Source organism: Bradyrhizobium sp. SZCCHNS3002 (genome assembly GCF_032377435.1).
Classification (GTDB): domain Bacteria; phylum Pseudomonadota; class Alphaproteobacteria; order Rhizobiales; family Xanthobacteraceae; genus Bradyrhizobium.
Genome location: NZ_JAUHHY010000011.1, coordinates 51,961 through 66,642 on the forward strand (window position 1 = coordinate 51,961; position 14,682 = coordinate 66,642).

General features: G+C 65.6%; 11 protein-coding genes and 1 tRNA gene. 11 read left to right on the plus strand and 1 reads right to left on the minus strand.

What is annotated here, in order from left to right; genetic code table 11:
* The first annotated feature begins 16 nt into the window (after nucleotides 1–16).
* The gene (locus tag QW845_RS23185; RefSeq protein WP_315803847.1) at nucleotides 17–1,393 is read left to right on the plus strand and encodes a cytochrome P450; all 1,377 of its coding nucleotides are present in this window, start codon (nucleotides 17–19) and stop codon (nucleotides 1,391–1,393) included.
* A gap of 212 nt (nucleotides 1,394–1,605) precedes the next feature.
* On the opposite strand, the gene QW845_RS23190 is transcribed toward QW845_RS23185, so the two are convergent.
* Entirely contained in the window at nucleotides 1,606–2,448 is an 843-nt protein-coding gene (locus QW845_RS23190) for a glucose 1-dehydrogenase (RefSeq protein ID WP_315803848.1), read from the minus strand.
* 181 nt (nucleotides 2,449–2,629) lie between these two features.
* Here QW845_RS23190 and QW845_RS23195 point away from each other — a divergent pair, with 181 nt between their 5' ends.
* The 10 genes from QW845_RS23195 (at nucleotide 2,630) to QW845_RS23240 (ending at nucleotide 14,587) form a co-directional block, all read left to right on the plus strand.
* Nucleotides 2,630–3,598, plus strand: a complete 969-nt coding sequence (locus tag QW845_RS23195; protein WP_315803849.1) for a sensor histidine kinase — start codon at nucleotides 2,630–2,632, stop codon at nucleotides 3,596–3,598.
* A gap of 191 nt (nucleotides 3,599–3,789) precedes the next feature.
* Nucleotides 3,790–5,568 (plus strand): putative bifunctional diguanylate cyclase/phosphodiesterase, encoded by a 1,779-nt coding sequence (locus tag QW845_RS23200; protein ID WP_315803850.1) that lies wholly within the window; start codon nucleotides 3,790–3,792, stop codon nucleotides 5,566–5,568.
* 132 nt (nucleotides 5,569–5,700) lie between these two features.
* Entirely contained in the window at nucleotides 5,701–6,894 is a 1,194-nt protein-coding gene (locus tag QW845_RS23205; protein WP_315715117.1) for a substrate-binding domain-containing protein, read from the plus strand.
* Nucleotides 6,895–6,960: 66 nt separating this feature from the next.
* A complete protein-coding gene (locus QW845_RS23210) occupies nucleotides 6,961–7,725 on the plus strand; it encodes an ABC transporter ATP-binding protein (RefSeq protein WP_315803851.1) in 765 nt (254 codons plus the stop codon).
* Complete coding sequence (locus QW845_RS23215) at nucleotides 7,722–8,444, plus strand: ABC transporter ATP-binding protein (RefSeq protein ID WP_315803852.1); 723 nt, start codon at nucleotides 7,722–7,724, stop codon at nucleotides 8,442–8,444. Before QW845_RS23210 ends, QW845_RS23215 begins: the two co-directional genes overlap by 4 nt.
* Nucleotides 8,441–9,451, plus strand: a complete 1,011-nt coding sequence (locus QW845_RS23220) for a branched-chain amino acid ABC transporter permease (RefSeq protein ID WP_315803853.1) — start codon at nucleotides 8,441–8,443, stop codon at nucleotides 9,449–9,451. The genes QW845_RS23215 and QW845_RS23220 overlap by 4 nt, the downstream gene beginning before the upstream one ends.
* Nucleotides 9,448–10,518, plus strand: a complete 1,071-nt coding sequence (locus QW845_RS23225; protein ID WP_315803854.1) for a branched-chain amino acid ABC transporter permease — start codon at nucleotides 9,448–9,450, stop codon at nucleotides 10,516–10,518. The genes QW845_RS23220 and QW845_RS23225 overlap by 4 nt, the downstream gene beginning before the upstream one ends.
* Nucleotides 10,519–10,722: 204 nt before the next feature.
* The gene (locus tag QW845_RS23230; RefSeq protein ID WP_315803855.1) at nucleotides 10,723–13,818 is read left to right on the plus strand and encodes an EAL domain-containing protein; all 3,096 of its coding nucleotides are present in this window, start codon (nucleotides 10,723–10,725) and stop codon (nucleotides 13,816–13,818) included.
* Between the two features lie 144 nt (nucleotides 13,819–13,962).
* A complete protein-coding gene (locus tag QW845_RS23235; RefSeq protein WP_315803856.1) occupies nucleotides 13,963–14,367 on the plus strand; it encodes a YccF domain-containing protein in 405 nt (134 codons plus the stop codon).
* A 143-nt stretch (nucleotides 14,368–14,510) separates the two neighbouring features.
* Nucleotides 14,511–14,587: transfer RNA gene (locus tag QW845_RS23240), tRNA-Arg, on the plus strand.
* Nucleotides 14,588–14,682: the final 95 nt, after the last annotated feature.

Consider the following 14,682-nt stretch of genomic DNA (forward strand, 5'->3'; position numbering starts at 1 on the left):
AAACGGAGCCTCCTTGATGTCGATGCAAAGTGTGGCCACGCCATCGTTCCGCCTGACCTCGCCGCGGCGCAACTCGCTGACCCATATTCCGGGCGACGAAGGCTGGCCGATCATCGGCAAGACGTTCGAGACCCTCGCCGACCCCAAGGGCCACGTCGAGCGCAACGCCAGGAAGTATGGCCCCGTCTACCGCACCCACATGTTCGGCGACGTCAACGTCGTGCTGCTCGGCCCCGAAGCCAACGAGCTGGTGCTGTTCGACCAGGCCAAGCTGTTCTCCTCGGCGCATGGCTGGGGCCACATCCTCAATTTGCTGTTTCCGCGCGGCCTGATGCTGCTCGATTTTGACGAGCACCGCATGCATCGCAAGGCGCTGTCGGTCGCCTTCAAGGCCGGGCCGATGAAGTCTTATCTCGCCGGCCTCGACCGCGGCATCGCCGCGCGCATCGCGCAGTGGAAGGCAAATCCGGGCGAGATGCTGTTCTATCCGGCGATCAAGCAGCTCACGCTCGACCTCGCCGCGACGTCTTTCCTCGGCACCGAGATCGGGCCGGAGGTCGACGCGATCAACCGCGCCTTCGTCGACATGGTCGCAGCCTCGGTGGCGCCGATCCGGCGGCCGCTGCCGGGCACGCAGATGGCGCGCGGCGTCAAGGGCCGCCAGCGCATCGTCGCCTATTTCTCCGAGCAGATCCCGCTGCGCCGCGCGAAAGGCGATGGCGACGACCTGTTCTCGCATCTGTGCCGCGCCACCGACGACCACGGCGCCCTGCTGTCGACACAGGACATCGTCGACCACATGAGCTTCCTGATGATGGCGGCGCACGACACGCTGACCTCGTCGCTGACCTCCTTCATCGCCCAGCTCGCCGCGCATCCGCAGTGGCAGCAGAGGCTGCGCGAGGAGGTCGCCAGCCTCGGCCTCGCCAAGGACGAACCGATGACCTCGGAGCATCTGGAAAAGATGAAGCTGACCGAGATGGCGTTCCAGGAGACCCTGCGGCTGATGCCGCCGGTGCCGTCGCTGCCGCGCCGGCCGATCCGGGATTTCACCTTCAAGGGCTACGCGATTCCCGCCGGCACCGGCGTCGGCATCAACCCGATGTACACCCATCACATGCCGGAGATCTGGCCGGAGCCGGAGCGGTTCGACCCGATGCGCTTCACCGACGAGGCCCAGCGCGGCCGCCACCGCTTCGCCTGGGTGCCGTTCGGCGGCGGCGCGCACATGTGCCTCGGCCTGCACTTCGCCTACATGCAGGTGAAGTGCTTCGCGCGGCACTTCCTCGCCAACCTCGAGGTCTCGTTCGCCCCCGGCTATCAGCCGAACTGGCAGGTCTGGCCGATCCCGAAACCGCGCGACGGTCTGAAGGTGATGTTGAAGGCGGTGTGATCGGTCCGCATAGATGCAGCAAACGCGCCAAGGATCTCGGTTTGTTGCGGACTCTTTCCTCCTCGTCATGGCCGGGCTTGTCCCGGCCATCCATCCTGCTGCAATCCGCGGACGGAGAGACGTGGATGCCCGGGCCTTCGCCGCGCCGAAGCGGCTTCGGCCGCGCAGGCGGGTCAAGCCCGGCCATGACGAAGTGTATACTTCACCGCCCCCTACTCCACCGCATCCCCCAGCAGCTTGCGCATCGCCTGATAGGCCTGCTGCTGCTGGCTCCAGTTGCGGCCGCCGGTGATGGCGCCGTCGATGACGAGGTCATGGCCGTTGATGAAGCTGGATTCGTCGCTGGCGAGAAACACCGCGGCATGCGCGATGTCGTCGGGCAGGCCAGCGCGCGGGATCGGCTGCGCCGTGGCATAGGCGTTGCGGATCGTCTCCGGCGTCTTCTCGGCCGCCTCGGTCGACAGTCCGAGCGCCTTGCCGAAGATGCCGGTCGCGATCAGTCCGGGCGAGATCGAGTTGACGCGCACGCCGGATTCGCCAAGCTCCATCGCCACGCATTTCGTCAGATGGATCACCGCCGCCTTCGCCGTGCTGTAGACCACCGAGGTGGAGAAGCCGGCGAGCCGGCCGGCGATCGAGCCGTTGTTGATGATGCTGCCGGCACCCTGCCGCTTCATGTGGGGCGCGGCGTATTTCATGCCCAGCATGACGCTGCGCACCAGTACCGCCATGGCCTGGTCGAAGCGATCGGCGTCGAGGCCTTCGATGCCGCCGGTCTGCGCCGGACCGCCGGCATTGTTGAACACGCAATCGAGCCGGCCGAAGCGCTCGACCGCGCCATCGATCAATGCCCGCATCTGCGCGTCGACCGTGACGTCGGTCTGCCGGAACACACAGCTCGCTCCGAGCCGGCTCGCCAGCGCCTCGCCCTCCGCGCTGCGCCGGCCAGCGACGACGACCTTCGCACCCTCGGCCACGAAGATTTCCGCCGTGCGCAGGCCGATGCCGCTGGTCGCGCCCGTGATCACGGCGACCTTGCCCTCCAACCGTCCCATTCCCTACTCCTTGCGTTGCTGCTACGTGCTCGTTCTTGGCGGCGGAATAATAAGCGCCCGAGTTCCGCCGCGGAACCGTCATCGTGCGCGCCAAACGGCAACACACGCAAGACGGCTTCCATCAACCGGACAAATTACCGCCACGTCGGCCTTAATTTGGTTGCGCAGTTGAGGCTCATGGATGTCCATGACGCGACTCATCGACGACATCAAGCGGATCTGGCGCGGCGAGCAGCAGCCTTCCCTGACATGGAGCTGCATGTTTGCCGCGATGTGCCTGCTCGCAGCCACGGCGATCCGCTACGGCATGGCGCATCTGCGGCCCGACGTGTTCTTCACGCCCTACATGCCGGCCGTCTTCTTCGCCACCGCGATGGGCGGATCGGGCGTCGGCCTGGCGACGGCGATCGCAGGCGCAGCGCTCGGCCTGACGCTCGATTTTGGCGGCGGTCCGGCGGATGGCGCCCGGCTCGCGCTGATGGCGATGTATATGGTCGTGGCGCTGCTGGTGATCTGGGGCGTCGATCACTACCGGCGGCTGGCCGGCAAGCAGCGCGAGATCGCCCGGCGGCTCACCGAGGAGGAGCAGTATCGCAGGCTCCTGGTCGACGAGCTGCATCACCGCCTCAAGAACAAGACCTCGACCATTCACGCCGTGCTGCATCAGGTGCTGTACGACCAACCGCAGGTGTGGAGCCGCATCGACCAGCGCATCCGCGCGCTCGCGACCGCCGACGATTTGGTCGCGCGCGCCGAAGGACAGGGCTGCGACCTCAAGGACCTGCTGGTGTCGGAGCTCGGGCCTTATGGCCAAGTCCGCTTCGAGCTCCACGGCCCGCCGCTGTTCCTGCCCGCCAAGCTGGCCGTCAGCCTCGCTTTGATCTTCCACGAGTTGGCGACCAATGCCGGCAAATACGGCGCCTTCGCCTCGCCGCGCGGCTTCCTTCAGGTGTCATGGACGATGCAGGAGGACCGTCTCCATCTGACCTGGGACGAGGCCGCGGGTCCGCCGATCGGTCCGGTCGGCATGCCCGGTTTCGGGAGCAAATTGCTCAAGGCCGCGTTGTCGTCGTTCGACGGCAGGACCGAGACCAGCTTTCTCGAATCCGGCCTTCACTGCACCTTGCAGTGTCGCGTGCCACCGAATTGAATTGGCCGCCGGGCGGCCATTCCTGCCTGCGACTTTCGCCGCATGGGTCCGGTCGCGTCGTTCTTCCGATTCAGGAACGGTTAATGACGCCGCGGCACAAAGCTCCGTTCTTTCCAAGACTTGGCGCGCGCGTTCCGGGTTTCTACGTAGCGCTTAACTAAAATGAAGCGGGAACTTTGCACAATCGGCGCATGTACAGCAGCGACCGATTCAACTTTTCTCCCGGACCGAACGAGGGGCTGGGCTCGACCGAGGCCGAGTTGCGCTTCCTGCGCACCGTCCTCAGCCAGCTTCCCTCGGGCGTCACGGTCCAGGACGAGCACGGTCGCTTTCTGCTGGTCAACGATACGGCCGCCGTCCAGCTCGGCGCCGCCGCCAACAGCATCGACGGCCTCTCGGCGCCGCATCTCCACAACAGGCGCACGGCCTGCCGCGAGATCCTTGGCCGGGGACGAACGGTGATCGGCGAGGAAAAGGTGGCAGGCGAGCGCGGCGGGCAGACCCTGCTGACAGCGCATCGGCCGGTTCGCATCGGCGACCAGAGCGTCCTCATCTCCAGCTCGGCCGACATCAGCGAGCAGAAGGAGTTCGAGGACCAGCTGTTTCGCGCCGCCTATTATGACGAGTTGACCGGCCTGCCGATGCGCCGCGTGGTCGAGCATCGCGCCGACCTCCTGGTCCGGCGCGGCCGCGTCGACGGACGCTTCGCGCTCGCCTTTCTCGACCTCGATAATTTCAAGTACATCAACGACTATTACGGCCACGCCACCGGCGATGCGCTGCTGGTCGAGCTCGCCAAGCGCATCAGCCGCGACCTGCGCGAGTCGGACCTGCTGTCGCGCATCAGCGGTGACGAGTTCCTGCTGCTGCTGCATCCGATCGAGCGTGCCGAGGAGGTCGCCGAATTCCTGCACGACATGCTGGACCGCCTGAACGCGCCCTTCTTCATCGACGGCGCGGAGGTGTTCGCCTCCGCGTCCGTCGGAGTCAGCCTGTTTCCCGAGCATGGCGCAAGCTACGACGTGCTGCGCCAGAACGCGGATCTGGCGATGTACCGCGTCAAGAACAGCGGCAAGGGCACGCTTGCCTTCTTCTCCAGCGCGATGGAGCACGAGGCGCTGGCGCGCATGAAGGTCGAGCAGTCGCTGCGGCTCGCGATCCTGGAAAAGCGCTTCTGCTGCGCGTTCCAGGCCAAGGTCGACATCCGCACCGAGGAGATCAAGGGCATCGAGGCGCTGGTACGGCTGCGCGACAATGAAGGCGTGATCCAGGCGCCAGGCTCCTTCATCAATCTCGCTGTCGAGCTTGGCCTGATCGACGAGCTCGCCCATCTCGTGCTGGACGAGATCGTCAAATCGATCGATCTGATCAACGACGCGTTTGGACCGGACGCGACGATCAGCATCAACGTCGCGGCGAAACAGGCGTCGAATCCGGAATTCATGCAGCCCTTCGCGCTGGCGATCGCGGCGACCGGCTTTCCCAAGCGGTTCATGATCGAGGTCACCGAGGACGCGTTCGTGACCCGCAGCCATTTCCAGGATGAGATCGTGCCGCTGCTGCGCGGGATCGGCGTCGGCATCTCGATCGACGATTTCGGCATCGGCTATTCGTCGCTATCGGCGCTCGCCGACATCACGGCGGACGAGATCAAGATCGACCGCTCCTTCATCACCGACATTCATAAGCGGCCGCGCAGCCAGGGCATCCTGCGCGCGATCGAATCCCTGAGCGAGGCGCTGGGCATGACGGTGATCGCGGAGGGCATCGAGTCGTTCGAGGAGCTCGCCTATCTGCAGGCCGCGACCAAGATCCGCTATGCGCAGGGCTACTACTTCTCGCGTCCGATCTTCCTGGAAGAGCTGAAGCCGGCGGCCCCGCTTGCAAGCGAAGCGCGCATCAGTCTCGCCAGTCGCCCTGTGCAGGAAAATCGCCAGGCCTATGCGCGCAGCAGCCGCTATCGGCGTTGACCTCTCGGAGGACGGAGCCCTTCAGCACAAAATATGAGCGTCACCGGCTGCCGCTGAAAGCGCCTTGACCCAGGCTGAGCCTGCACACTATCAGTTGCAGGCAACAGCCGCCGGTAGCTGGGAGGAAGGCTCGTGAAGACGTCACATATTCTCAAAGGTATTGTTTCATCATTGACTGCCGCCCTGCTGGCCACCGCCGCCCAGGCCGACGATCTGAAAATCGCTCTCATCTACGGCAAGACCGGCCCGCTCGAGGCCTACGCCAAGCAGACCGAAGCGGGTCTCCGCCTCGGCTTCGAATATGCCACCAAGGGCACCAACATGATCGACGGTCGCAAGATCGTCATCATCACCAAGGACGACCAGGGCAAGCCCGATTTGTCGAAGGCCGCACTGTCCGAAGCCTATCAGGATGACGGCGCCGACATCGCGATCGGCACGACCTCCTCCGCCGCGGCGCTCGCGGACTTGCCGGTCGCCGAGGAGAACAAGAAGATCCTGATCGTCGAGCCGGCGGTCGCCGACCAGATCACGGGCGAGAAGTGGAACCGCTACATCTTCCGCACCGGCCGCAACTCGTCGCAGGATGCGATCTCCAACGCGGTCGCGATCGGCAAACCGGGCGTCACGGTCGCCACGCTGGCGCAGGACTATGCCTTCGGACGCGACGGCGTCGCTGCCTTCAAGGAGGCGCTGGCCAAGACCGGCGCGACGCTGGGGGCCGAGGAATATGTGCCGACCAGCACCACCGACTTCACCGCCGTCGGGCAGCGCCTGTTCGATGCGCTGAAGGACAAGCCCGGCAAGAAGATCATCTGGGTGATCTGGGCCGGTGCTGGCGATCCACTGACAAAGCTGCAGGACATGGATCCGAAGCGCTACGGCATCGAGCTGTCGACCGGCGGCAACATCCTGCCGGCGCTTGCCGCCTACAAGCGGCTGCCGGGCATGGAAGGCGCCACCTATTACTATTATGACATTCCCAAGAACCCCGTGAACGACTGGCTGGTGGCCGAGCACCAGAAGCGCTTCAACGCGCCGCCGGACTTCTTCACCGCCGGCGGCTTCTCGGCCGCGATGGCCGTCGTCACCGCCGTCACCAAGGCCAAGTCGACCGACACCGAGAAGCTGATCGCGGCGATGGAGGGCATGGAGTTCGATACGCCGAAGGGCAAGATGATCTTCCGGAAAGAAGATCACCAGGCGCTGCAAAGCATGTATCACTTCCGCGTCAAGGTCGATCCGAACCTCGCCTGGGCCGTCAACGAGCCGGTGCGAGAGATCAAGATCGACGAGATGGCGGTGCCAATCCGCAACAAGCGGTGAGATGATGAATTGCGTGCCCGGCCCTCGCGCCGGGCACGTTCTTACTGGCACTGACAAGCTGGCGACATGGCCCTTACCCTCGAAACCCGCGACCTCACCATCCGTTTCGGCGGTCATGTCGCGGTCAACAGCGTCAGCTGCAGCTTCAGGCCGGGTGAGCTGACCGCCATCGTCGGCCCCAACGGGGCCGGCAAGACCACCTATTTCAACCTGATCTCCGGCCAGCTGACGGCCTCCTCGGGCTCCATCCTGTTCGACGGCCGCGACATCACCAGTCTCTCGGCACCCCTGCGCACCCGCGCCGGCTTGGGACGCGCGTTCCAGCTCACCAACCTCTTTCCCAATCTCAGCGTCGAGGAGAACGTGCGGCTCGCTGTGCAGGCACAGAGCGGTGTGCACTATGACCTGCTCCGCCCCTGGATGGCGCGACGCGACCTGATTGCGCGAGCGGACGCGATCCTCGACCAGGTCGCGCTCGGCGGCCGCCGCAGCGTCACCGCAACGACGCTGTCGCATGGCGACCAGCGCAAGCTCGAAGTCGCGCTGATGATGGCGCTGGAGCCGAAGGTTTTCATGTTCGACGAGCCGACGGCGGGCATGAGCATCGACGAGGTGCCGGTCGTGCTCGGCCTGATCGGCAGGCTCAAGCAGGACAAGAGCAAGATCATCCTGCTCGTCGAGCACAAGATGGACGTCGTGCGCTCGCTCGCCGACCGCATCATCGTGCTGCATAACGGCCAGCTGGTGGCCGACGGAAAGCCCGCGGAGGTGATCGCCTCGCCGATCGTGCAGGAAGCCTATCTGGGCGTCGCCCCGCGGAGCGCGGCATGAGCGCGCTACTGACGCTGTCTGCCGTCGAGACCTATATCGGGCGTTATCACATCCTGCAGGGCGTGGATTTCGAAGTGCCGGAGGGGCAGACCACGATGCTGCTCGGCCGCAATGGCGCGGGCAAGACCACGACGCTACGCACCATCATGGGGCTGTGGCAGGCCAGGAATGGAACGATCGCGCTGGCCGGCGAACCGATCGAAAAACTGGCGACGCCCGACATCGCCCAGCGCGGCGTGGGCTACGTACCCGAGAGCATGGCGGTGTTCTCGGACCTCACCGTCAAGGAGAACCTGGTGCTCGCGGCGCGCAACGGCCCGCTCGACGATGCCCAGCTCGCCTGGATCTTCGGCTTCTTCCCTGCCCTGAAGAAGTTCTGGCTGTCTCGTGCAGGCAGCCTGTCCGGCGGCCAGAAGCAAATGCTGTCGATTGCGCGCGCGATCGTCGAGCCGCGCAAGCTGCTGCTGATCGACGAGCCGACCAAGGGCCTGGCGCCGGCGATCGTGGTGTCGCTGATCGAATGCCTCAAGGAGATCAAGCGCCGTGGCGCCACGATCCTGCTGGTCGAGCAGAATTTCCACGCCGCGCGCGAGCTCGGCGACCAAGTACTGGTGATGGACAACGGCACCATCGTCCATCGCGGCGAGATGGCCGCGCTCGCGGCCGACGTGCCGCTGCAGGAGCGCCTGCTCGGCCTCAGCCTGGAGGCGCATCAATGAGCGAGATCGCTGCGACCGAGGCACTGCCGAAACCGAAGCGCGACATTGCGCCCCTGCTGCTGCCGGTGGTGCTGGCGCTGCTGATGATCCCGCTGGTGGGATCGACGAGCTCCTGGGTGACCCTGACGGTCGCCAGCCTGGCGATGGGCATGATGATCTTCATCATGGCGTCCGGCCTGACGCTCGTCTTCGGGCTGATGGACGTGCTCAATTTCGGCCATGGCGCCTTCATCGCCGTCGGCGCCTATGTCGCGACGCTGGTGCTGCTGCCGCTGGCGAGCTGGGCCCAGTCCGACTCACTGCTGACCAACCTCGCCGTCCTCGTCCCCGCAGCGCTGCTGTCGATGGGCGTCACCGGCGCGCTCGGCCTCGTCGTCGAGCGCGTGCTGGTGCTGCCGGTCTACGGCCAGCACCTCAAGCAGATCCTGATGACCACCGGCGGGCTCATCGTCGCCGAGCAGACGCTGTATGCGCTGTTCGGTCCGCAGATCATTCCGCTGCCGCTACCCAACGCATTCCGTGGCTCCTTCATCATCGGCGACGTCGCGATCTCGAAATACCGGCTGCTGGCCATGCTGGTCGGCCTGGCGATCTTCGTCGCCATCGAGCTGGTGCTGAACCGCACCAAGCTCGGTCTCCTGATCCGCGCCGGCGTCGAGAACCGCGAGATGGTCGAGGCGCTCGGCTATCGCATCCGTCGCCTGTTCCTCGGCGTCTTCATGACGGGATCGGCGCTGGCCGGACTCGGCGGCGTGATGTGGGGGCTGTATCGCGAGCAGGTGCACGCCTCGCTCGGCGACGAGCTCACCGTGCTGGTGTTCATCGTCGTGATCATCGGCGGGCTCGGCTCGATCACCGGCTGCTTCATCGGCGCGATCCTGGTTGCGATGGTCGCCAACTATGGCGGCTTCCTGGTGCCCAAGCTCGCCCTCGTCTCCAACATCCTGCTGATGGTCGCTGTGCTGATGTGGCGGCCGCGCGGTCTCTATGCGGTGACCAGCCGATGATGATCCTGTCCGGCGATCCGCCCCGCAGCCGTGCGCTGTCGATCCTGCTCGTCGTCATCATTCTGGCGCTGCTGGCGACGCCCTTCATCTTCCCCGGCGCCAAGGCGCTCAACGTCGCCGCCAAGATCTGCATCTTCGCGGCGCTGGTCGCGTCCTACGATCTCCTGCTCGGCTATACAGGCTCGGTCTCGTTCGCGCATACGATGTTCTACGGCATCGGCTCCTACGCGATCGCCATCGCGCTCTACGGCCTCGGCCCAAACTGGACCTCGGTGGCGGTCGCCGTCGCCGCCGGGCTGCCGCTCGCTTTGCTGCTCGCGCTCGCGATCGGGCTGTTCTCGCTGCGCGTCGAGGCGATCTTCTTTGCGATGATCACGCTCGCCATCGCTTCCGCGTTCCTGGTGCTGGCGTCGCAATTGTCGTGGCTGACGGGCGGAGAGGACGGCCGCAGCTTCCAGCTGCCCGAGCTGTTGCGCCCGAGCACCGTGTTCATCGGCAAGGACTGGTTCGGCTTTCCGATCAACGGCCGCATCCTGACCTATTACCTGGTGCTGTCGGCCTGCGCGCTGATGATCCTGGCGCTGCTGCGCGTCGTCAACTCGCCATTCGGCCGCGTGCTGCAGGCGATCCGCGAGAACCGTTTCCGCGCCGAGGCGCTCGGCTATCGTACCGTCTTCCATCTCACCTACGCCAACTGCATCGCCGCGGTGATCGCCGCCTGCGCCGGCATGTTGAACGCGCTGTGGCTGCGCTATGCCGGGCCCGACACGTCGCTGGCGTTCTCGATCATGCTCGACATCCTGCTGATGGTCGTGATCGGCGGCATGGGCACCATCTACGGCGCCATCATCGGAGCTGCGATCTTCATCCTGGCGCAGAATTACCTGCAGGCCCTGATGGGGATCGCTTCGACCGCGGCTGCTGACGCCGGATTGCCGCTGCTGCCCGGCCTGCTGCACCCCGACCGCTGGCTGCTGTGGCTCGGCCTCTTGTTCATCGCCAGCGTCTATTTCTTTCCGACCGGCGTCGTCGGCCGCCTTCGCAACAAACCGCGTGCGGCGCGCTGAGCTGCAAGTACCCTTAAAATTCTGCGCAACGGCGCCGCCGCAGCCTCTGCCGCACGGTATTCGCATGCAGAAATTATCGTTTGCCGCGAAGTTTCGGCGCGCGCCTTAAGCGACGGCTAACCGCATTTCCTAACCGGTCCGGCACCAGTGCCTTGTTATCAAGCTGGCTTGCAACAAGTCATTTCCTCCCGGGTCGATCAAGGCATGCAAGGCGCAGCAGATACGTCAGGGACCGGTAGCGAGCCGGAACGGATTGGCACGTCCCTCTGGCGCGGTCCGGTGCCATGGCTGATTGCGTGCGGAGCGCTTCTCATCGCAGCCATCGTCATCGGGACGATCGTCATGGCCAGCGGCTTTCGGGCGCGTGCGATCGCCAACAACGAGCGCGAACTCGAGAACACCGTGCTGCTGTTGAGCCGGCATTTCGCGCAGCAGTTCGAAGATGCGGAGACCGCGGTATCGCACGCGATCGGCCGCATGCAGCTCGCGTCGATCGCTTCGCCGGAGGCATTCCGGGCCGAGATGGCAAAGCCCGAGATCAGCGAGATGCTGCGCTCTCAGGTCAATGGCCTGTCCTATATGGGAGACCTCACGATCGTCGACGTCGACGGCAATTTCGTGAACTGGTCGTCCAACGACCCGCTGCCGGCCATCAACGTCGCGGACCGCTCCTACTTCAAGGACCTGCAATCGACATCGCGGCCGGACAGCTTCGTGATCCTGCCGGTCATGAGCCGCGTCACCGGCGGCTGGGCGACCATCGTCGCGCATCGCCTGAACGGCGCGAACGGGGAATTCCTCGGCTTGCTGACCCGCCGGGTGGATCCGCACACTTACGAGACGTTCCTGGAATCGATGGCCCTCGGGAAGGGCTCTTCGATCATGCTGGTCCATTCCGACGGCGCCGTGCTGGCGCACTACCCGCACGCCGAATCCCTGATGGGCGCCAGGATCGGGAACGACGAGTTGCTGAAGGGCGTCGCCGAGAGTGGCCTGCGCACGACCCTGCTCACGAGCTCCGTCGACAACCTGGAGACGATCGCGTCGGCTTCCAGGATCGGACGCTTCCCGCTCGTCATCTCGGCCAACAGGCCGGTCGACGCTGCGCTCGCGGACTGGCGATCGCAGATGGTGCTGCTCGTGGGCGCGGCGGTGCTTGCGATCGCGGTCATCGCCCTGACGTTCAGCCTGATGATCCGGCAGATCGTGCGGCAGGGGCGTGCGGCAACGCGTCAACTGGAGACGGAGAAGCAAAGGGTCGAGACTGCGCTGGACAACATGACGCAGGGGCTGATCTCGTTCGACGCGAACGCATGCGTCGTGATGTTCAATCAGCGCTTCATCGACCTGCTCGGCCTGTCCACGGACGTGATCAGGCCCGGCGCCCATCTCAGCGAAGTCATCGCGCACTGCAAGGCGCGCGGATCCTTCAACGGCGACGTGACCGACTTCTGCGCCGACATCATCGACAGAGCCGCGGCAGGCGGCACGTCGCAGATGATCGCGGAGGGCGGAGCTGGCCGCTTCTTCAACATCATCGACAAGCCGCTGGCCTCGGGCGGATGGGTCACGACGATCGAGGACATCAGCGAACATCGCAGGCTCGAGCAGGAGCGCGACCGCAACTACGCATTCCTGCGCGAGATCATCGACCACATCCCGTCGCACATCATGGTCAAGGACGTCCGCGACCGCCGCTATGTCCTGGTCAACCAGTCGACCGAGCAACGCTTCGGTGTGCCGCGCGAGGAGATCGTCGGCAAGACGGCGTTCGACCTGCTGCCGCGATCGGTCGCGGAAAAGGTGACCGCGGACGACGACCGGGCTCTGGAGCAGTCGGACGGGCTGTTTCTCGCCGAACATCCCTGGCAGAGTCCCGGCCTGGGATTGCGTTACATCACGTCGCGGCGCATCGCCATCGCGGATGATGCGCAGCGGCCGCGCTATCTGATCAACGTGATCGAGGACACCACGGAGCGGCGGCTGGCCGACGAGAAGATCGCCCATCTCGCCCATTTCGACGCGCTGACCGAGCTGCCGAACCGCGTGCTGTTCCAGGAGCGCATCGACGAGGAGCTGGAGCGCGCGCGTCACGGCACCTTCTTCGCGCTGCTCTACATCGATGTCGACGAATTCAAGGGCATCAACGATTCGCTCGGCCATCATGTCGGGGACGAGCTGTTGAAGACGATCGCGCGCCGCATCGAGGGCTGCCTCGCGCCGGAGGATATGGTCGCCCGGCTCGGCGGCGACGAATTCGCGGTGCTGCTGACCACCGTTGCGGACCGGGACGCGGTCATCGTGGCCGTGAAGGAGATCCTCGAGGCCATCCGCAAGCCCTATCGCTGCCTGGGCCACCAATTGTCGACCGATGCCAGCATCGGCATCGCGCTGGCGCCGCAGGACGGCGTCGAGCGCGACCAGCTGACCAAGAATGCCGATCTCGCCATGTATGCCGCCAAGGCCGGCGGCCGCCGCACCTTCCGGTTCTTCGAGCCGTCGATGGACGAAAACGCGCGCGCGCGGCTGCAGTTGCAGCAGGACCTGCGCCGGGCGATCACGGAAGGCCAGTTCGAGCTGCACTACCAGCCGCTGCTCGGCTTCAGCGAGAACGTCATGACCGGCTGCGAGGCGCTGCTGCGCTGGCGTCATCCGGAGCGAGGGATGGTGCCACCGCTCGACTTCATTCCGCTCGCCGAGGACACCGGGCTCATCAACGAGATCGGCGACTGGGTGTTGCGCACCGCCTGCGCCGAGGCCGCGCATTGGCCCGCCGGCATCCGCATCGCCGTGAACGTCTCGCCCGTGCAGCTCAAATCGCCAACCCTGGCGCTGCGGATCGCAGGCGCGCTGTCGGCGGCCGGCCTTGCGCCCGAACGACTCGAGGTCGAGATCACCGAGGCGGTGCTGATCAGCGACGACGACGTCGCGCTCGGCATCCTGCACCAGCTGCACGACATGGGCGTGCGCATCGCGCTCGACGATTTCGGCACCGGCTATTCGTCGCTAAGTTACCTGAAGCGGTTTCCGTTCGACAAGATCAAGATCGACCGCTGCTTCGTCAGCGACATCGGCGCCGGCAGCTCGTCGGCGATCGTCCAGGCGGTGGTGAGCATCGCCGCCGCCAGCAACATGACGACCACGGCCGAAGGCGTCGAGACCGGCGCGCAGCAGACGGCGCTGCGGCAGCTTGGCTGCACCGAGATGCAGGGCTATCTGTTCAGCGCGCCGAAGCCGGCCGCCGAGCTGCGCAAGCTGTTCGCTCCAACGGCGGCAGGGAGCCTGCAGGCCGCCGGCTGAGCCGGCTTTCCGGCGTCCTCAACGCCTGGCCGCCCCGGCCGCGGCTGCGGCGGGAGGCCACGCAGATTTCGACGACCGCCCGCTACCGGCCTTGGCGTCGCGTTCCTATATCCGGAGCGGCAACAACGGAGTTGGCAGGTCGTCATGCAGCCGGTTTCCATGCTTCTGAACATCCTCTGGATCCTGTGCGGCGGCGCCTACATGGCGTTCGGCTGGCTGGTCGCCGCGGTCGTGATGGCGATCACGATCGTCGGCCTGCCCTGGTCCCGCGCCGCCTTCAACATCGCCGCCTACACGCTGCTGCCGTTCGGCTCGCGCGCGGTTCGCCGTGACGAGGTGACGGGCATGGAGGACGTCGGAACCGGCGTTCTCGGCCTACTCGGCAACATCATCTGGTTCGTGCTGGCCGGCTGGTGGCTGGCGCTCGGCCACCTCCTGACCGCAATCGTGCTCGCGGTGAGCATCATCGGCCTGCCCTTCGCCTGGGCCCATCTGAAGCTCGCCGGGCTGGCACTGTGGCCGATCGGCAAGACCATCGTGCCGGCGTAAGGCGGGGCGGCAGGAGCGGCCGAGCCGCGCAACCCAGCGGAATTGACCCTCGTGCCTCGCGGCGCGAGCGGCCGTCCGCCCGGTCCGGGAGCATCCAAGGCCGTTGCCGTCGCCCAGGCAATCGGCTAAACGATTGGCCGTACGCACCCGTAGCTCAGCTGGATAGAGCGTTGCCCTCCGAAGGCAAAGGTCACACGTTCGAATCGTGTCGGGTGCGCCAGTTCCGGGCTTGATCCTGTCATGCGGTTGGGACGCCTTGTGGCTTTTCTCCTCGCCTGCGTATCGGTACACGGCACATTCTCTCCAATGCATGTT